Source organism: Hominisplanchenecus faecis, from assembly GCF_020687205.1.
Taxonomy (GTDB): domain Bacteria; phylum Bacillota; class Clostridia; order Lachnospirales; family Lachnospiraceae; genus Hominisplanchenecus; species Hominisplanchenecus faecis.
The window spans coordinates 1-18,176 of sequence record NZ_JAJEQE010000024.1; the positions used below are offsets into that span (position 1 = coordinate 1).

General features: G+C 45.6%; 14 protein-coding genes. 12 read left to right on the top strand and 2 right to left on the bottom strand.

Annotated features, from left to right (window positions below):
- Positions 1-154: 154 nt before the first annotated feature.
- Positions 155-3,604, bottom strand: a complete 3,450-nt coding sequence (locus tag LKD42_RS08210; RefSeq protein ID WP_248835390.1) for a GDSL-type esterase/lipase family protein — start codon at positions 3,602-3,604, stop codon at positions 155-157.
- A 387-nt stretch (positions 3,605-3,991) separates the two neighbouring features.
- Here LKD42_RS08210 and rpmJ point away from each other — a divergent pair, with 387 nt between their 5' ends.
- From rpmJ to LKD42_RS08245, 7 genes are all read left to right on the top strand, one after another.
- On the top strand, positions 3,992-4,105 hold the full coding sequence (rpmJ, locus tag LKD42_RS08215) for a 50S ribosomal protein L36 (protein WP_003497809.1): 114 nt from the start codon (positions 3,992-3,994) through the stop codon (positions 4,103-4,105).
- A 364-nt stretch (positions 4,106-4,469) separates the two neighbouring features.
- Positions 4,470-4,838, top strand: a complete 369-nt coding sequence (rpsM, locus tag LKD42_RS08220) for a 30S ribosomal protein S13 (protein WP_022119843.1) — start codon at positions 4,470-4,472, stop codon at positions 4,836-4,838.
- A 71-nt stretch (positions 4,839-4,909) separates the two neighbouring features.
- Positions 4,910-5,305, top strand: coding sequence for a 30S ribosomal protein S11 (rpsK, locus tag LKD42_RS08225; RefSeq protein WP_022119844.1), 396 nt, complete (start codon positions 4,910-4,912; stop codon positions 5,303-5,305).
- Positions 5,306-5,321: 16 nt separating this feature from the next.
- Positions 5,322-5,915 carry a 30S ribosomal protein S4 gene (rpsD, locus tag LKD42_RS08230; RefSeq protein WP_022119845.1) on the top strand — a complete coding sequence of 198 codons (594 nt, stop codon included), beginning with the start codon at positions 5,322-5,324 and terminating at the stop codon, positions 5,913-5,915.
- A 67-nt stretch (positions 5,916-5,982) separates the two neighbouring features.
- Positions 5,983-6,942 carry a DNA-directed RNA polymerase subunit alpha gene (locus tag LKD42_RS08235; RefSeq protein ID WP_022119846.1) on the top strand — a complete coding sequence of 320 codons (960 nt, stop codon included), beginning with the start codon at positions 5,983-5,985 and terminating at the stop codon, positions 6,940-6,942.
- 137 nt (positions 6,943-7,079) lie between these two features.
- Complete coding sequence (locus LKD42_RS08240; RefSeq protein ID WP_173867100.1) at positions 7,080-7,616, top strand: bL17 family ribosomal protein; 537 nt, start codon at positions 7,080-7,082, stop codon at positions 7,614-7,616.
- Positions 7,617-7,782: 166 nt separating this feature from the next.
- Positions 7,783-8,619: a deoxyribonuclease IV gene (locus LKD42_RS08245; protein WP_248835391.1), complete on the top strand. Its 837-nt coding sequence runs from the start codon at positions 7,783-7,785 to the stop codon at positions 8,617-8,619.
- A gap of 18 nt (positions 8,620-8,637) precedes the next feature.
- Here LKD42_RS08245 and LKD42_RS08250 read toward each other — a convergent pair whose 3' ends face one another.
- A complete protein-coding gene (locus LKD42_RS08250) occupies positions 8,638-9,159 on the bottom strand; it encodes a peptidylprolyl isomerase (protein WP_147632285.1) in 522 nt (173 codons plus the stop codon).
- A 298-nt stretch (positions 9,160-9,457) separates the two neighbouring features.
- Here LKD42_RS08250 and LKD42_RS08255 point away from each other — a divergent pair, with 298 nt between their 5' ends.
- The 5 genes from LKD42_RS08255 to LKD42_RS08275 all read left to right on the top strand — a co-directional run bounded on the left by LKD42_RS08255 (position 9,458) and on the right by LKD42_RS08275 (position 18,105).
- Positions 9,458-10,294, top strand: a complete 837-nt coding sequence (locus LKD42_RS08255) for a GNAT family N-acetyltransferase (protein WP_248835392.1) — start codon at positions 9,458-9,460, stop codon at positions 10,292-10,294.
- A 99-nt stretch (positions 10,295-10,393) separates the two neighbouring features.
- Positions 10,394-10,972, top strand: a complete 579-nt coding sequence (locus LKD42_RS08260) for a phosphatase PAP2 family protein (RefSeq protein ID WP_248835393.1) — start codon at positions 10,394-10,396, stop codon at positions 10,970-10,972.
- Between the two features lie 76 nt (positions 10,973-11,048).
- Positions 11,049-13,802, top strand: coding sequence for a translation factor GTPase family protein (locus tag LKD42_RS08265; RefSeq protein WP_248835394.1), 2,754 nt, complete (start codon positions 11,049-11,051; stop codon positions 13,800-13,802).
- An 80-nt stretch (positions 13,803-13,882) separates the two neighbouring features.
- Complete coding sequence (locus tag LKD42_RS08270; RefSeq protein WP_248835395.1) at positions 13,883-15,595, top strand: ABC-ATPase domain-containing protein; 1,713 nt, start codon at positions 13,883-13,885, stop codon at positions 15,593-15,595.
- A 491-nt stretch (positions 15,596-16,086) separates the two neighbouring features.
- The gene (locus LKD42_RS08275) at positions 16,087-18,105 is read left to right on the top strand and encodes a leucine-rich repeat protein (RefSeq protein ID WP_248835396.1); all 2,019 of its coding nucleotides are present in this window, start codon (positions 16,087-16,089) and stop codon (positions 18,103-18,105) included.
- Positions 18,106-18,176: the final 71 nt, after the last annotated feature.

The following is an 18,176-nucleotide window of genomic DNA, read 5'->3' on the forward strand; positions in this document are numbered from 1 at the left end:
ATGTGCAAAATGAACAATTCCCAAGAAGGCACTTTTACGTGCCCTTCGGGGAATTCGTTCATTTGCACATGCAATACGATTTATTTGCAAACAGTATTTTAAAATGTGCGGCATTTCCATTCCTTACACCTGCCAGGAAACCACCGACAACTTTTTAATTGGCACTTGAAAAGATTCCACGGAATTTTTTCTTGTAAGCTGTCTTTTTATTTCTTGGCACTTTTACTGCCGCTTTCTTATGGATTCCCTTAAATGCCTGTTTTCCGACTTTCTTTAAAGTGGTTGTTTTCACAGTGATCTTTTTCAGATTTTTGCATCCGGAGAATGCTTTTACACCGATTGTGGCAACATTTTTGCCAATCGTTACGCTGGTGATTTTCTTTTTGCCTTTCAGGGCATTTGCCTTGACGGAAGTGATGCGGTATGCAGCATTGTTGATCTTCACGGAAGCGGCGATCGATACTTTTTTCACATTCTTATCGGCAAGACCTGCAAAGGCAGCGGTTTTCTTTGCGGTATTCGTGATCTGATAAGAGTACTTGCCAACAGCAACGATGTCTCCCTTTTTCAAACCCTTTGTTGTATCGGAAGTGCCAGGGTTGGACGGTTGATTGTCTGTCGGCTTATCCGGAGTAGGAGTTGGTGTTGGATCCGGAGTAGGATCTGGTTTTGGTTCCGGATCTGGTTTTGGTTCCGGATCTGGAATCGGGTCTGGATCTGGAATCGGGTCCGGTGTGATCTCTTTTGTAAGTTCAGAAGCGAACGTTACTTGTTTGCTGTTTGTTTTATCAGTTCCGGTGACACGAAGGGTGTAATCTTTTGTTTTATCCAATGTATCCAGGGAAACGCTGCCGTTTGCATCATAAGCTGTTGTTTTGGAAATGGATGTTCCGTTCTGGGCGGTCAGTGTCAGAGTCACATCACGCAGCCCATTTGTATAAGAAGCAAACTGATTCATGGCAAGGGAAGCCTGATCATCTTTCTGCTCTGCAACGACTTTGATATTGGAGGCATCTGTCCAGTCACTCAGTGCATAAGAGAAATTTGCCAGTTCGGAATTTGCCTGATACAGGTTCAGCTCTTTGATGATCTGCTGGAACATGGCGATGTTGCCGCGTCCGTTTGGATGCAGGCCGTCCGGTGAGAACCAGCCACAGTTGAGGCTATCTGCATCTGCGTAGTTTGGATTGCTCAGGTTGTCATTGCGAACTGTATCGTGATAATTGTTCCAGTTTTCAAGATGATTGACAACAGCGATCTCCAGTCCCGGTATTTCTGTTTTCATTTCTTTTGCTACTTCCGGGATCGAAGCAAAGAACGCCTCGAAAGTCTCCTGACGCTGACCATAATTGATCATTGCACATGGAACACGCAGAACAATGCGGGTATTGGCATTGTTTTTGTGGATTTCACGAATCAGAGTTTTATAACGATTCTTGAATTCGGTAACGCTGATCGCACCGTTGCTGGTGGAGCCGGTAGCTGCGACGTTGTTTTCACCATTTTTTGCACAGTCGTTTGTGCCGAGCATAATGACAGCGACATCCGGCTGGTAGCGTTTCAGCCGCGTTTCAATCTGATCCAGAGTTGTTGCGATGGTGGCGTTGGAAACGCCGGTATTGATTACAACGTCATCTTTTCTTCCGAGTTCATCCAGATATTTGGCAAAAAGCTGCGGTACGTTGTCGTAGCCGTTTGTTACAACGCCATGAGTGATACTGTCGCCCATAAACAAGTAAGTTAACGATTTTTTGGATTTCAGCAAATCGGAGAAATCGTACTCAGAATCGGAAGTTTCAGAAATAAGTGTACCGGTAGAGCCATCCGTAATCTTGATGCTGATCGGTTTATAGGTTTCCGTTACACCATCGGAGCGGCTGTTGTCGCTGACCGTCAAAGTGTAAGTTTCTCCTGCCTTCAGACCGGATACCGTGAAATCAGAAGCAGAAGCACTGCCGGAGAAAATCTGTCCGTTACTGTCCGTCAGTGTGTAGGTAAGTTTTGCACCGGAGTCAGAAACGCCGCCTGCATGAACTTCCAGAGTGGTGTCGTTTGCTTTTGCGATAATCTGATCAGCATTTTCCTTCTTTTCTGTGCGGTAAGAGCCTGGTGCGAGGTTTTTCAGGTGAAAATTGTAGGAAGTTGTACTGCTTCCGAAGCCAAGTGCGTTTTTCAGAAGGTTTGCAGCCGCCTGATGACCTTCCAGTGTCAGAGTGCCGTCATCGTTGATATTGGAAACTGCGATAGAAGAGAAATCTACGATTTTTGCATCTTCAGAGACAACAGCATCAATGGCAGCTTTGTAAAGAGCAATGTTTGTATTCTGCACAGGGTCTTTGGATGGATAAGGGGTGATCACAACGGCAAGTTTTCTGGAAGCATTGATTTTATCCACCAGTTTTTTCAGATTTTCTTTGAAGGTATCCAGTCCTGCCTGGCCTTTGCTGTAGTCTTCGGCACCAACTGAGATGGCTACTGCCTCCGTGTGGTAAGCATCGATCTGTTTGTCGTAATCTGCAAGAATAGAAGCAACATCGGAACCGCGACGGGCTGTATTGAATACGAAACGTCCTCTTTCAATATAGCTGCCGCCGCTGCGCATGGTATCCTCAAAAAGCCCAATCCAGTTACGGATGGTAGAGGAGTTTTTAAAATCGGCAACCGCCTCTGTACCGCCGGTGAAGAGCCATGTCTTGCCGGTTCCGCTCTGACGCATGGCATTGAGTTTGGCAGTGACCGAGCTGACCTGTTCGTAGGAGATGGATTTCAGGTCATCCATTCTGTAGGCTTTGTCGATCACGGTGATAAAATCAATCTTACCGTTAAAATTGGCAGAAGCGTAGTCGTTGTTGTTGACACCGACATAAGAACCGCCGCCGATCTGAAGCAGGTTGTAGTCTGCCCCGGCTCCCTGGTTAAAGCCTGCTTTCCAGGAACTGCCCCAGGTGTTGGAAGCATAGTTCAGGTTCGTGCCGTCCACGGCGATGCGTACGTTGTCATTGACATAATTAAGAGACGGCAGGAAACTGATAGCAACGGTATGCCAGTTTCCATCGGCAAGGTTGACATTGAAAGAACCCTTCAGGCCGCCGGCAGGTGCACCATTTGCTTTTTTTGTATTACGCATCACAAGACGCAGTTTGCCGTCACGGATCGAGACCGTCATATTTTTACCGGTGGTGGTCATTGCATCGGTGCCGGCACCAAAGAGCAGACCATCGGATGAAGTCTTAAAACGAAGGATGATCGTCTGATCGTTCTGAGTCGTTTTCAGATTTTTCAATACATCCATGTACTCTGTATTTTTGGAGTAATCGATTCCGCCGGAACCGTCAAATGACTGGCCGGACAGATCAAGATCAAATGCTCTTTTGCTGCTCTGAAGCTGCCGTGCCTCGCTTCGGACAGCGGCAGAGGTTATGCTCTCTTCTGATACCGATGCCGGGATCTGTGACCGGATATAAGCATCAGAGAGCACATTTCTGGCAGAATAGTCGCTGGCAAAAACAGAAACAGATGCAGGCGAAACGACGGATGAGGTCAGTATGCCAAAAGCAAGCCCCATAGACAAGAATCCATGTTTTGTTTTTTTACTTAAAATCATATTTTTCTCCCTTATTTTTGTGATGTCATGAGCACTTCATATCAGATATGCACTTCACAGACATTGTTTTGGTGAATTATAACAAGAAACATAAGAAGAATGCCTTGGAATTGAAAAAAATAAACAATGTTCCGATTGTAGTATCGTAAAATGATGCCAGGGTCAAAAGCCTGAAACACTTACAATACCGATAATTATGCACATATAATAGCATATATTCTGTACAGATTCCACAAAAATATGTTTTACATTATATAGAAAGAAAAATAGGCTTGCAATTTAAAAAGACAGGTGCTATACTGATATTCGGACTTTGCGGAATTACGCAATTTTTATGTCCATTTGCACCTGATTTTAGGGGTAACATTGGTGAAAGGAGGCAGAACCATGAAGGTTAGATCATCTGTAAAACCGATTTGCGAAAAATGCAAAATCATCAAGAGAAAGGGAAGCATCAGAGTCATCTGTGAGAACCCGAAACATAAACAGCGTCAGGGTTAATTTATAACAAACTGAGAACTGTTTATTTGAATTAAGTGCGGCTGCAGTATGAACCGCCAGGCGGCGTTGTTTATGCTGATAACAATATATATGGGTGAGAAAGGGACGACAGTCCCGTGTGTCAGAAGATATCGGCTGACTGTCGCAGACCATGATATATTGCTTGTAATACCGGATTTGTGAGTACCGTCGCAAATACGGAAAGGCTGTACGGTTTTTGTGCGGCTGGGCGGACGGTTTTGCCGTAAGCCTCAATTAGGGACAATATAAGGAAGAATGAAAATGTACACATCATTTCAGACGTTATCATACCCGGATGGCGGGCTGTACATAACATTCTCAAAGAAAATGGAGGAATAATTACATGGCACGTATTGCTGGTGTAGACTTACCAAGAGAAAAACGTATCGAAATTGGTCTGACTTACATCTACGGTATCGGTAGAGTAAGCGCTAACAAAATCCTTGCAGATGCAAAGGTTAATCCGGATACTCGCGTAAGAGATCTGACTGACGAAGAAGTAAGCAGAATCCGTGACGTAATGGACGAGCATTATACAGTAGAAGGTGATCTGAGAAGAGAGATCGCTCTGAACATCAAGAGACTTCAGGAGATCGGATGCTACAGAGGAATCCGTCACAGAAAAGGTCTTCCGGTTCGTGGTCAGAAGACTAAGACAAACGCAAGAACAAGAAAAGGTCCTAAGAGAACTGTTGCAAACAAGAAGAAATAAGACCTGAGCAGGAAATTGCAAAGCAGATCAAGTTAACTATAGAAAGCGAAAAGAAAGTAGGTTAGTTTAAAATGGCTAAAAAAGTTACCAAAAAAGTGACAAAAAAGCGCGTTAAGAAAAACGTTGAACGCGGACAGGCACATATTCAGTCATCTTTCAATAATACAATCGTAACTCTGACAGATGCAGAAGGAAATGCTTTATCATGGGCAAGTGCCGGTGGTCTGGGATTTAGAGGTTCAAGGAAATCTACTCCGTATGCAGCACAGATGGCTGCAGAGACTGCAACAAAAGCAGCTCTGATTCATGGACTCAAGACGGTAGATGTATTTGTAAAAGGACCGGGTTCAGGTCGTGAAGCAGCAATCCGTGCTCTTCAGGCATGTGGTCTGGAAGTAACAAGCATCCGCGACGTAACACCTGTTCCACACAATGGTTGTCGTCCACCGAAACGTAGAAGAGTCTAATTAGGAGGTTAGCGAAATGGCAGTAAATAGAGTTCCTGTTCTTAAAAGATGCAGATCCCTGGGTATGGATCCGATTTACTTAGGATATGATAAAAAATCCAATAGAGAGCTGAAGAGAGCAAACCGTAAAATGAGTGAGTACGGTCTGCAGCTTCGCGAAAAACAGAAAGCAAAATTCATCTATGGTGTTCTGGAAAAACCTTTCCGTAACTACTACAAAAAAGCTGAAAAAATGCCGGGTATGACAGGTGAAAACCTGATGGTTATGCTGGAATCCAGACTGGACAGCGTAGTATTCCGTCTTGGTTTTGCAAGAACAAGAAGAGAAGCAAGACAGATCGTAGATCATAAACACGTAACAGTAAACGGTAAGCAGGTAAACATTCCATCTTATCTGGTAAAAGCTGGCGACGTTATCGAAATCAAAGAAAAATGCAAATCTATGCAGAGATATAAAGATATCGTAGAAGTAACAGGCGGCAGACTGGTACCGGAATGGCTGGATTGCGATATGGAAGCACTCAAAGGTACGGTAAAAGAGCTTCCAGCAAGAGAAGTGATTGATGTTCCTGTAAACGAGATGCTTATCGTCGAGCTGTATTCTAAGTAATAAATAGCACCGTACTACGGTGCGTAGAACCCCTCATACACCAAATAACCCAACAAGGAGGGACTATATGTTCGATTTTAATAAACCTAAAATTGAAATAGCTGAGATTTCAGAAGATAAGAAATACGGAAGATTTGTTGTTGAGCCTCTGGAGAGAGGTTATGGTACAACACTCGGCAATTCACTTAGAAGAATCATGCTCTCATCTTTACCTGGAGCAGCAGTAAGCCAGGTAAAGATCGAAGGTGTACTCCATGAATTCAGCTCAATTCCGGGAGTAAAAGAAGACGTTACAGAGATCATCATGAATATCAAGTCCCTTGCTATTCAGAACAACAGCGAAACAGATGAGCCGAAAGTTGCATACATCGAGTATGAAGGCGAAGGCGTTGTCACCGCTGCTGATATCAAGGCAGACTCCGATATCGTAATCATGAATCCGGATCAGGTTATCGCAACCCTGAACGGCGGTACAAACTGCAAACTGTATATGGAACTGACCATCACCAAGGGCAGAGGCTATATCAGTGCGGATAAAGGTAAAACAGATGATATGCCGATCGGTGTGATCGCAGTAGATTCTATCTACACACCGGTTGACCGTGTAAACTATAAAGTCGAGAATACCCGTGTAGGTCAGGTAACCGATTACGATAAACTGACCATGGATATCTGGACAAACGGAACACTGGCTCCGGATGAGGTAGTCAGCCTTGCAGCAAAGGTTCTGAGTGCTCATCTGAATCTGTTCATCGATCTGTCTGAGAATGCGAAATCAGCAGAGATCATGATTGAAAAAGAAAGCAATGAGAAAGAAAAGGTTCTGGAGATGAACATCGACGAACTGGAACTTTCCGTACGTTCTTACAACTGCCTGAAGAGAGCAGGTATCAATACAGTAGAAGAGCTTTGCAGCAAGACTCCGGAAGATATGATGAAAGTTCGTAACCTCGGACGTAAATCACTTGAAGAAGTACTTGGCAAGCTGAAAGAGCTGGGATTACAGCTCAACCCGAGCGAAGAATAAAATTCAACCCGAGTTATATACAGTGCAGGCGGATAGTAGCCTTGGCAATCCCGGCACTGGACATTATGGACAAGACAGCATCTGTCAAGTAAGCCCGAAGAGCATTGGCAGATGTTCCACAAATGGAGGAAAATAAAATGGCAGGTTATAGAAAACTTAGCAGAACAGCAGACCAGAGAAAAGCCCTGATCAGAGGACAGGTTACATCTCTGCTGTATCATGGAAAAATTGTTACTACAGAACAGAAAGCTAAAGAAATCCGCAAAGTTGCAGAAGGTCTGATCGCTCTGGCTGTTAAAGAAAAAGACAACTTCGAAACGGTTACCGTTACTGCTAAAGTAGCACGTAAAGACAAAGACGGTAAGAGAGTAAAAGAAGTCGTAGACGGCAAGAAAGTAACTGTATACGATGAAGTACAGAAAGAAATCAAAAAAGACAATCCTTCCAGACTGCACGCTCGTCGTCAGATGCTGAAAGTTCTGTACCCGGTAACAGAAGTTCCTACAGAAGCAGCAGGAAAGAAGAAAAACACAAAACAGGTAGACATGGTAGACAAACTGTTTACAGAGATCGCTCCGAAATACGAAGGACGTAACGGTGGTTACACAAGAATCGTTAAGATTGGTCTTCGTAAAGGCGATAACGCTATGAAAGTTCTGCTTGAGCTGGTATAATCCGGACATCAATTTATAAAACGATAACAGAGCCGTTTCGAATTCACAGGATTCGAGGCGGCTTTTGTGCTATCAGGATGTAAAGCTGCCAGGCATTTTGCCCTTAACATCATTTAGAACATAAAATGGAAACGAATCGTATTTAGCGGAAAGGAGACAGAAAATCATGATTTATATAGGAAGCCATATTTCATCATCCAAAGGCTATGCGGCCATGGGAAGACAGGCATTAAAGCTTGGAGCGGATACGTTTGCCTTTTTCACACGCAATCCAAGAGGCGGAAGTGCGAAGGAGATCAGGCGGGAAGATGTGGATAAATTTTTGAAAATTGCAGAAGAGAGTGGATTTGGGAAACTGGTAGCACATGCTCCTTATACTTTAAATGCCTGTGCAGCCAAAGAGGAGGTGCGGACCTTTGCCAGAGAGGCATTTGCAGATGACCTGAGGCGTATGGAATACATTCCGGGAAATTATTATAATTTTCATCCGGGAAGCCATGTCGGTCAGGGAACCGAGGAAGGAATCCGCCTGATTTCGGAAATGCTCAACGAAAATCTGAAAAAAGAACAGACAACAACCGTACTTCTGGAGACAATGGCGGGAAAAGGAACAGAAGTCGGAAGGACGTTTGAAGAGCTGCAAAGTATCATGGAAAAGGTTCAACTTTCCGACAAACTGGGCGTGTGTCTGGATACCTGCCATGTATGGGATGCCGGTTATGATATCGTAAATGATCTCGATGGAGTATTAGAAGAATTTGACCGGGTGATCGGTCTGAAGAGATTGAAAGCGATCCATATCAATGACAGCTTAAATGAGAGAGGCAGCCACAAAGACCGCCATGCAAGGATCGGAGAAGGTAAGATCGGACTTCCGGCATTTGAGAGGATCGTGCGACATCCACACCTTCAGGGGCTGCCGTTTATCCTGGAAACACCGAACGATGAGGAAGGCTGGGCAAAAGAAATTGAGATGCTCCGAAGAGCATCCCAGGATCAGTAAATATCCGGCAGTGTCAGATTAACATTTTTCTGGTTCCGGATAATCAACGCCGAATGTATCAACGGTGATTGTGCGGATTACCTGAGGATCGAGCGGAGCATCGTTCCAGTCGGTATCTGTCTCAGCAATTTTATTTACAACATCAAGACCATCGGTCACTTTACCAAAGGCAGCATATGCACCGTCGAGGTGTGGTGCTGCTTTGTGCATGATGAAGAACTGAGAGCCGGCAGAATCCGGATGCATGGCACGGGCCATGGACAGAACACCTGCTTCATGTTTCAGCGGATTATGGAAGCCATTCTGAGAAAATTCGCCGCGGATGGTGTAGCCAGGACCGCCGGTACCATTTCCCAGAGGGCAGCCGCCCTGGATCATGAAACCTTCGATGACTCTGTGGAAAGTCAGACCGTCATAAAAGCCTTTTTTCACCAGGCTGATGAAGTTGTTTACAGAAACTGGTGCGATTTCCGGATAAAGCTCAGCTTTGATCACATCGCCGTTGTCCATGGTAATTGTAATAACTGGATTTTGAGCCATAATTGTATACTTCCTTTCTAAAATGCGGTATAATGATAAAATGCTAGGGTAAAAGATCAAAATGTCGTTCTTGCTTGCAAGATAAGACATTTGAGCTTGTAACCCGCTAAAACATGAGGAAGCAGCGATTTACAACGTAAATCTGCGAATTCCGAATGTTTTATAGAATTGTGGGAGTTACATTGTAACGGAGCAATTCGTGGGCATTTTGTAGGATATACCTTCAACAGATATATCCTAGAAAGTATATCATGCAAATTTGCAGGAGACAAGGAGATTTTCAGAGGGGACGCTATCTATGAAAACAGTCGTATTTCATTTACAGGCGAAAACATGTGAAAAAGACATTTCAAAGTTAAAAGAAGAAATTTTGTCTTATAATATAAGAATCGAAGAAAAAGAACTTTCCGAGGTAAAAGAAGAAAAAGACAGTATTCTGGCGATTACGGATCAGTTTTCGGATGTTGATTATGCGAAGGAACACAACATCGCAGTTATTTTCTATGAGACACCGGGAACGAACCGTAGTGTGTCCGGTGTGGACATGGTCGTGCAGGGATTTGAAGAGCTGGATGTAGAGTATCTGCAGCTTATTTATATGCGACATCACGGATTGCCGTGGATCATTGCAAAGACGGATCGGATCTGCATCCGCGAGAGCGTGGAGGAGGATCTTACGGCTTTCCGGAAGCTCTACCAGGAAGAAGGGATGCTGGATTATCTGCCGAATCCGGAGTTTGAAGGTGAGGAAGGAAGAGAAAATTTTCGTCATTATATCCGCAGCATGTACCGTTTTTATAATTACGGGATCTGGACAGTGCTCGAGCGAAAAAGCGGTGCAATTATCGGAAGAGTTGGCATTGAAAACGGAGAATATCAGGGACAGAGCGTACTGGAACTTGGCTATCTGATCGGGAAAGACTGGCGGCGACAGGGATTTGCAAGAGAAGCCGTTTCGATGACGGAACGGTTTGCAGCGGAAGTTTTGCAGGCGGATTCACTCCATGCTTTTATTCACCCGCAAAATGAATCATCTATTGCATTTATTAAAGCAATTGGATACGAAAAACTGGAACTGCCAGGAGAGGACGGAGTTCTGGTCTGGCAAAAAAATCTGCAAAAGGGCAGAATTTAGAAAACGTTTAGAAAAATTTCTCCGGATTGTTTAGAAAGAGCGATTAATATGAAATAGCTCTCGCAGATGAATGAGCTTAAAAACAAAAGAGGTGGAAAAATGCAAATCGAATTTCAGATTTTAGATGCACTGCAAAAGATACATACGCCAGTTCTGGATGGCGTGATGTGTCTGATCACATCACTTGGAAATGCCGGGATCATCTGGATTTTACTGACCATTGCCCTGCTGATTAATCCAAAGATCAGAAGAACAAAAGACGGAATAGCGTGCAGACTTTTCGGGGAATCCGGCAGACGAAGCGGATATATTTTGCTTGCAGCACTGATTCTTGACCTGATTCTGTGCAACGGTATTTTAAAAAATCTGTTTCACAGAGTACGGCCGTATGACATCAGAACATCCATCGAACTTCTGGTAAAAAGACCGGTGGATTATTCGTTTCCGTCCGGACATACGGCAGCTTCTTTTACTGCGGTGGTGGCACTTTCTTTTGCCGGTGAGAAAAGGGCATGGAAAGCGGCATTGGTTCTTGCATGTCTGATTGCATTTTCCAGAATGTATCTGTATGTACACTATCCGACCGATGTACTCGGCGGTGTGCTGGTTGGGATTGCAGCAGGATATGGCGGATACCGGGTGGTGAAAGCACTGGAACAGTATAAAAAGGAAAAATAATACAGCATTTTACGAAAGCCCCGTTCTGTGGTATGATAACAGTCAGATTATTACACTACAGAAAGGGGCATTTTCAATGGGAGATACCTCAAAATATAAAGAAGAAAAACAGATCGCACTCGGGATCCTGGCTCATGTGGATGCCGGAAAGACGACGCTCTCCGAATCCATGCTGCACAAGGGCGGTATTGTGGACAATATAGGCAGAGTCGATAAAAAGAATGCCTTTCTCGATAATTACGAACTGGAAAAGGAGCGGGGCATCACAATCTTTTCCAAGCAGGCGGTGTTTCGGATCGGAAATATGAGAGTAACGCTTCTGGATACACCGGGACATATTGATTTTTCGGCGGAGATGGAACGGACGCTTCAGGTGCTTGACTATGCGGTGCTTGTCATCAACGGGGCGGACGGTGTGCAGGGACATACCAGGACGCTCTGGAGACTCCTGGAGCGTTATCAGATCCCGGTGTTTTTGTTTATCAACAAAATGGATCAGTTCAAAGGAAATGATGAGGAAAAGCAGGAAGAGCAGGAGCGTCTCCTTGCCAGTCTTCAGAAAGAGCTGAGTACTTCCTGCCTTGATTTTGGCGGAGAATGGGATGCGGCATTTTTGGAGAACCTGGCTTTGTGTGAGGAAGAGGTGCTGGAGCATTATCTGGAATCGGGAGAAGTAGAAGAGGCAGATATTGTAAAAATGGTCGCACAGCGGAAAGTATTTCCGTGCTATTTTGGTTCTGCATTGAAAGAGGAAGGTGTGGACAAATTTCTGAAAGGTGTGGAAACTTATACGGCAGAAAGAAAATACGGGGATAAGTTTGCAGCCAGAGTTTTCAAGATTGCAAGAGATGCACAGGGAAACCGGCTGACCTACCTCAAAGTGACCGGCGGCGTGCTGAAGGTCAAGATGCTGCTCAAAGGTGAAAATCGCAATGCAGAGGAGACGGAGATCTGGGAAGAAAAGGTCGACCAGATCCGCATTTATTCCGGGGCACGTTATGAGATGGTAAAGGAGGCAAAGGCAGGGATGGTCTGTGCGGTCACCGGACTGGATCATACGTTTGCAGGGGAAGGTCTGGGCCTAGAAGAAGAAAGCACGATTCCGCTGCTGGAGCCGGTGCTTTCCTATAAGATCAAACTGCCGCCGGAATGTGATGCCCATCAGATGCTTCGCAAACTGCGTCAGCTGGAGGAGGAAGAGCCGCAGCTGCACATCGTATGGGAAGAACAGAGTTCGGAGATTCATGCAAAGCTGATGGGAGATGTGCAGATCGAGATTCTGCAGAGCCTGATCAGAGAGCGGTTTGGCGTGGATGTCTCATTTGGAGAGGGCAGCATTGTCTATAAAGAGACGATCGCAGGACCTGTGGAAGGCATCGGACATTTTGAGCCGCTGCGTCATTATGCGGAGGTGCATTTGCTTCTGGAGCCTCTGGAGCGTGGAAGCGGCGTTCAATTTGATACGGATTGTAGCGAAGATCTGCTGGACCGGAACTGGCAGCGGCTGATCCTTACGCATCTGGAGGAAAAAGAGCATATCGGTGTGCTGACCGGTTCGGCGATCACAGATATCAAGATTACATTGATCGCAGGAAGAGCACATCAGAAACACACCGAGGGCGGTGATTTCCGTCAGGCGACGTATCGGGCTGTGCGTCAGGGACTGAAGCGTGCCAGAAGTATTCTGCTGGAGCCGTGTTATGAATTCTGTCTGGAGATTCCGATGGAGAATGTCGGAAGAGCGATGACGGATCTTCAGAATATGGGGGCAGACTTTGAGCAGCCGATGATCGAGGACAAGATGGCAGGCATCAAAGGCAGGGCTCCGGTTTCCACAATGCGTGGTTATCAGAAAGAAGTTATTTCCTACACAAGAGGATTTGGAAATCTGGTCTGCAGTTTTGGCGGTTATATCGAATGTCACAATGCAGAAGAAGTGATCGCGGCATATGATTATGATTCGGAGCATGATCTGATGAATCCGACCGGATCGGTATTCTGTGCACACGGAGCCGGATTTGTCGTTCCGTGGGATCAGGTTCCAGACTATATGCATCTGGAAGAACGCAGGATCGCAGATATGCAGTCAGTAGACGGGGAACAGGCATCTGATGATAAAAAAAGAAGCGAAAGTGGACAGGCAGACGGCAGCTGGATCAGTTCCGCAGAATACAAAAAGCGACAGGCAGATTACTGGAGGGGCGAAAAAGAGCTGGAAGAGATTTTTGCCCGCACGTACGGAGAAGTTAAAAGAAGGCTTCCGTCCGAGCAGGAATATCGCAGAGTACATGTCACAGCTTCCGAGCCGGTCTATCGTCCTGCAAAACCGAAAAAAGCGGAAAAAGAATACCTTCTGGTGGACGGTTACAACATTATTTTCGCCTGGGAAGAGTTAAAAGAGCTGTCAAAGATCAACATTGACAGTGCGAGAGACCGCCTGAAAGATATTTTGTGCAATTATCAGGGGTATCGCAAGTGTACGCTGATTCTGGTATTTGATGCTTACCGTGTGAAAGGACACCGGGAGGAGATCACAAAATACCACAATATCCATGTGGTCTATACAAAAGAGGCAGAAACAGCCGATATGTTTATCGAAAAGACCGTCCATGCGATCGGCAGGAAATATCAGGTTACAGTAGCAACTTCCGACGGACTGGAACAGGTGATCATCATGGGACAGGGCGGAAAGAGGCTGTCCGCTGCCGGCCTCAAAGAAGAAGTTGATATGGCGGCAGCTCAGATGAAAGAACATCTGGAGGCGGCGAAGCCAAAAACAAAAACCTATCTTGGGGAATATTTTCCGGAAGATTCTGGAAAAGCAGAGTAAAATTTTTTGCCGGACAGAAGCCCGGAAAAATGAATATCATATAAAACATAGTATAAATGTCATATAGTGAGGTATCGAAAATGAAAATGGCAGAAGAGCTTCAAAGAGAGCTCCGCAGTATCAACCGTAAAAGTTATCCGGCGTACAAGGGGCTGAAAGGGGCATATCAGTTCCCGGATTACCAGCTTTTTATCGAGCATGTGCAGGGTGATCCATTCGCAGCACCGTCCGCGCTGCGGATTTTTGTGCCGCACAGCAAGGCAAAATTTCCGGAAAGATATTATTGGGATAAGTGCAGCAAGGTTGCATTGCAGGATGCTTTGCTCCGACGTTTTGCGGAAATATCCGCAAAATTCTGTTACCAGGCAAAAGGCTCCGGTAAGAGCGGTGTGATCCAGGTCAGTCACTGCGGACAGGAAGTTCTGGAGCGAACTGCCTGTGAGATCACAAAGGAAGGCATCCACATCCGCTTTTTTGTCGGTTTTCCGGCAAATGGACGCACGATCAATTCCGGCGAACTGGAAAAGATTCTGTTTGTGTATCTTCCGAAGTGCGTGGAAATGTCTCTGTATCACAGAAAAGTTCTGGAAAGAGAGACCGAGCAGGTGATCTGTTTAAAAGAGGATCAGAGGGTAATAAGGGAAGAATTAAAGAAAAGAGGTCTGATCGCATTTGTGGCAAATGGTTCGATTCTGCCAAGACAGAGCGGAAATTCTGATCTGCCGATGAAGGATGCCGTCCCGTTTCAGTCCCCAAAGAGCATGGAAATCACCATACAGCTTCGACATCGTGGTTCGATCACAGGTATGGGGATCAGAAAAGGGATCACGCTGATCGCCGGCGGCGGTTATCATGGAAAATCGACGCTGCTTGAGGCACTCGAAAAAGGCGTTTACGATCACATCGCCGGAGATGGAAGAGAATTTGTGATCACGGATGATACTGCCTGGAAACTTCGGGCGGAGGATGGCAGAAAGATCAAGGATGTCGATATTTCGCTGTTTATCAATCATCTTCCAAATGGAAGAAATACCAGAAGATTTTCTACCCTGGATGCCAGCGGCAGTACCTCACAGGCGGCAAATATTATAGAAGCGATTGAGGCGAAAAGCCAGGTTCTGCTGATTGATGAAGACACTTCCGCAACGAATTTTATGGTGCGTGATGAGCTGATGCAGCGTGTGATCCAGAAGGACAAGGAGCCGATCACGCCGTTTCTGGAGCGGGCGAGAGATCTCTATGAAAAGGCAGGCATCTCTACGATCCTGGTAGTCGGAAGCTGTGGTTCGTATTTTTATATCGCAGATCAGATCATTCAGATGGACAATTACTGTCCGGTGGATATTACAGAGAAAACCAGAAAACTGCTGAAAGAATATAAAAAACCGGACTGTAAGGCAGAAGGCTTTGCACTGCCGTCTGAAAAAAGAAGTATATCCTTTGGAAGCTCTGTGGTACGAAGGAAAAATTACCGCGGAACCGGTATGGTAGAAGAACACGAAAAATTAAAAGTGATGGGAAGAGAAAGCCTGATGCTTGGCAAAGAACAGCTGGATCTTCGCTATCTGGAGCAGCTTGCGGACCGGGAGCAGACCCAGACACTGGGGTATCTTCTCAAATATGCAAAAGAGCAGTACAGCGGCAAAACAACAGATCTTACGGCACTGATGGAATCCCTGATCCGGAAACTGGAAAAAGAAGGGATCGGAAGTGTGAGCGGGCAGAAAGAAATTCCGGCCGGGATGGCAATGCCACGAAGACAGGAGATTTATGCGTGCTTTAATCGCTTCTGACCCTGGCCTTTGAAATTCAAAGATGCCATAAAACCACTCCTGTGCAAGCACATCGTGATTTTAGGCTTCTGACCCTGGTCTTTGAAATTCAAAGATGCCATACGAATTGTTCCGTACTTCGTACTCTCACAATTCTTTCCGACATTCGCATATCGTGAAGCTTACGCTCCACTTTTATGCTCATATCGGGCGGGTCATTAAGCCATAAAACCACTCCTGTGCAAGCACATCGTGATTTCAGGCTTCTGACCCTGGCATCTTTGAATCGTTACAAAAATATTACAAATATTTACAATTTTACATATTTGTATCAAAATTGTTATGTACCATGTATGTGTCGGGGGGATCGGGAAGTGCAGTACATGAAAAGATTGCCCACGACATTCTTGAAAGTATCTGTCAGGAGATGACAGGCGGAGAAAATGTGAAATGCTGAAGAGAAAGCGTGGGTGTTTTCTGTTCGGTTCGATGATAAAGGAGGTACAAAACGTATGAAACGCAGAAAATATTTACTTGCTTGCCTGCTTGCAGGTGTTACCATTGCCATGCCGACAGGGCAGCTCAGTTTTGCAGCAGGGGCACAGAACGATATCAGCCTGATGGCAGAGTCCGAAAGCCAGAGCGAGACACAGTCTGAAAGCCAGAGTGAATCGGAAACACAGAGCGAGTCACAGTCCGAAAGTCAGAGTGAGTCGGAAAGTCAGTCTGAGTCCGAGAGTGAAAAGGAATCTGAGACGGAGACACAGGACCCGAATGTTCCGGAAGGATACAAAGGCATTTACAAGGTCAGTGACCTGAGTCTGTTATCTTCCAAGCCGGACGGAAAGTATATGCTGATGGCGGATCTGGATCTGAACAGTGCAGAACAGGCAAGTATTTCTGTATTTCGCGGTACACTGGATGGAAACAACCATACGATCAAAGGGCTGAAACATGCACTGTTCCAGGTGCTTGAAGAGGGAACGGTGAGCAACCTGAATTTATCGAGTGTGCAGATCAGCGGCAGCGGCGATGCCGGTGCACTTGCAAATGTCATCGGAACCGGCAAAAAAAGTGCAGTTACGATCCAGAATATCACGATCACCGGAAGTGTTACAGGTACCGGGAATACCGGATCACTGGCGGGTGTTTTGAAGGGGACAGATATCGTGATCTCGAGGATCGCTAACAGTGCGACTGTAGCCGGAACGGCAAATGCCGGTGGCCTGATCGGACTTGTACAGGCAACAGATGACCAGGAAGGGGCGGCATCTGTGAAGCTGACAGAGAGCTATAACATCGGAGAGGTCAGTGCGGTAACAGCAGGAGGACTGATCGGTGCAGCAGAGATCCCAAATCTGGCAGCGGCAAGAAACATTGAGATCGCAAACTGCTACAACGCAGGCGTATTGGAAAAAGGGGCCAATATCGTAGCGAAGATCACAGCAGGGAACGGTCAGGTCGTGATCAACAAATGTGTCGGTATTCAGTTTTATTATTCTGTGGCATCCGGCATGGTCGGCACGTCCACAATGGCAGCAGGCAGCACACAGACATCCGGCTGCAGCATTTCAAACAGCTACTATTACAGCATGAATCCGGTCTATGCATTTGAAACAGGAAACTGCATTACCGGAACAGCAACGGCACTCAATGATGTGCAGATCAAGACACAGAGCTATTTCAAAGATTTTGATTTCGATGGCATCTGGGCTTTGAATGCAGCAGAAAACGGCGGTTATCCGTATCTGAAACAGACCACCATGCTGCCGGTCAGCTATGTGGCACCGACTGCCGGAACGGTTCTGATGGACAGCAAAACGGGCGGCAAGTATCTTGTAAGCACCAGAAGCAAAGCAGTTTCCTACGCGGGCGTGCTGGATGAGGAGATCACTTCCGTGAGCATCCCATCTCAGGTGGAGATCAACGGCATAACGTATAATGTAACGGCGATCGCAGAAGGGGCACTGAGAGGAAACACAAAGATCACCTATGTATCCGTTCCGTACAGTGTGACGGAAGTTGGAAAATATGCATTTAAGGGATGTGCATCTCTTACAAAAGTAAGCACCCTCAAATATGTAAAGAATATTTATCAGGAAGCATTTGAAGGCTGCACAAGCCTGACAACGATCGGTGCGACCAATTATCGGATCACACTTCCGTCTGTTGAAATGATCGGTGTGCGGGCATTCCGCAGAGTATCACAGGTGCACAGAGTCTATATTTCTTCGAAAAATCTGACTACGATCAAAAGGGGGGCGTTCAGCGAATGCAGCGGTATAACGAAGTTTAATGTGGTTTCGACAAAACTGAACAGTATGGGAAAATATGCACTGTACAGAACCGGCAAGCTGAAGACGGTCATTTTCAAGACCGGGTATCTGACGAAGAGCAACGTGGGAAGCAAGGCATTTAGCGGAATCAAATCAACGGCAACCTTTACGGTTCCGGCAGGTTCCGTTCAGAATTATAAAGATTTATTTAAGAGCAAGGGAGCGGGGAGCAAATTTAAGGTTAAAAGTTTGTAAAAAAGATTGAGAAGCGTTAAGGGTATTTACAAAAAACTCATATAAAATAAAAAAACTTCTGAGATCCGGTA

Bases quoted from the DNA above. Each gene is read 5' to 3' on its own strand.
- rpsM (WP_022119843.1), top strand. From the start codon at position 4,470: ATGGCACGTATTGCTGGTGTAGACTTACCAAGAGAAAAACGTATCGAA.
- LKD42_RS08210 (WP_248835390.1), bottom strand. From the start codon at position 3,604: ATGATTTTAAGTAAAAAAACAAAACATGGATTCTTGTCTATGGGGCTT.
- LKD42_RS08240 (WP_173867100.1), top strand. From the start codon at position 7,080: ATGGCAGGTTATAGAAAACTTAGCAGAACAGCAGACCAGAGAAAAGCC.
- LKD42_RS08250 (WP_147632285.1), bottom strand. From the start codon at position 9,159: ATGGCTCAAAATCCAGTTATTACAATTACCATGGACAACGGCGATGTG.
- LKD42_RS08270 (WP_248835395.1), top strand. From the start codon at position 13,883: ATGAAAATGGCAGAAGAGCTTCAAAGAGAGCTCCGCAGTATCAACCGT.
- LKD42_RS08245 (WP_248835391.1), top strand. From the start codon at position 7,783: ATGATTTATATAGGAAGCCATATTTCATCATCCAAAGGCTATGCGGCC.
- LKD42_RS08235 (WP_022119846.1), top strand. From the start codon at position 5,983: ATGTTCGATTTTAATAAACCTAAAATTGAAATAGCTGAGATTTCAGAA.
- LKD42_RS08260 (WP_248835393.1), top strand. From the start codon at position 10,394: ATGCAAATCGAATTTCAGATTTTAGATGCACTGCAAAAGATACATACG.
- LKD42_RS08275 (WP_248835396.1), top strand. From the start codon at position 16,087: ATGAAACGCAGAAAATATTTACTTGCTTGCCTGCTTGCAGGTGTTACC.
- LKD42_RS08255 (WP_248835392.1), top strand. From the start codon at position 9,458: ATGAAAACAGTCGTATTTCATTTACAGGCGAAAACATGTGAAAAAGAC.
- LKD42_RS08265 (WP_248835394.1), top strand. From the start codon at position 11,049: ATGGGAGATACCTCAAAATATAAAGAAGAAAAACAGATCGCACTCGGG.
- rpsK (WP_022119844.1), top strand. From the start codon at position 4,910: ATGGCTAAAAAAGTTACCAAAAAAGTGACAAAAAAGCGCGTTAAGAAA.
- rpsD (WP_022119845.1), top strand. From the start codon at position 5,322: ATGGCAGTAAATAGAGTTCCTGTTCTTAAAAGATGCAGATCCCTGGGT.
- rpmJ (WP_003497809.1), top strand. From the start codon at position 3,992: ATGAAGGTTAGATCATCTGTAAAACCGATTTGCGAAAAATGCAAAATC.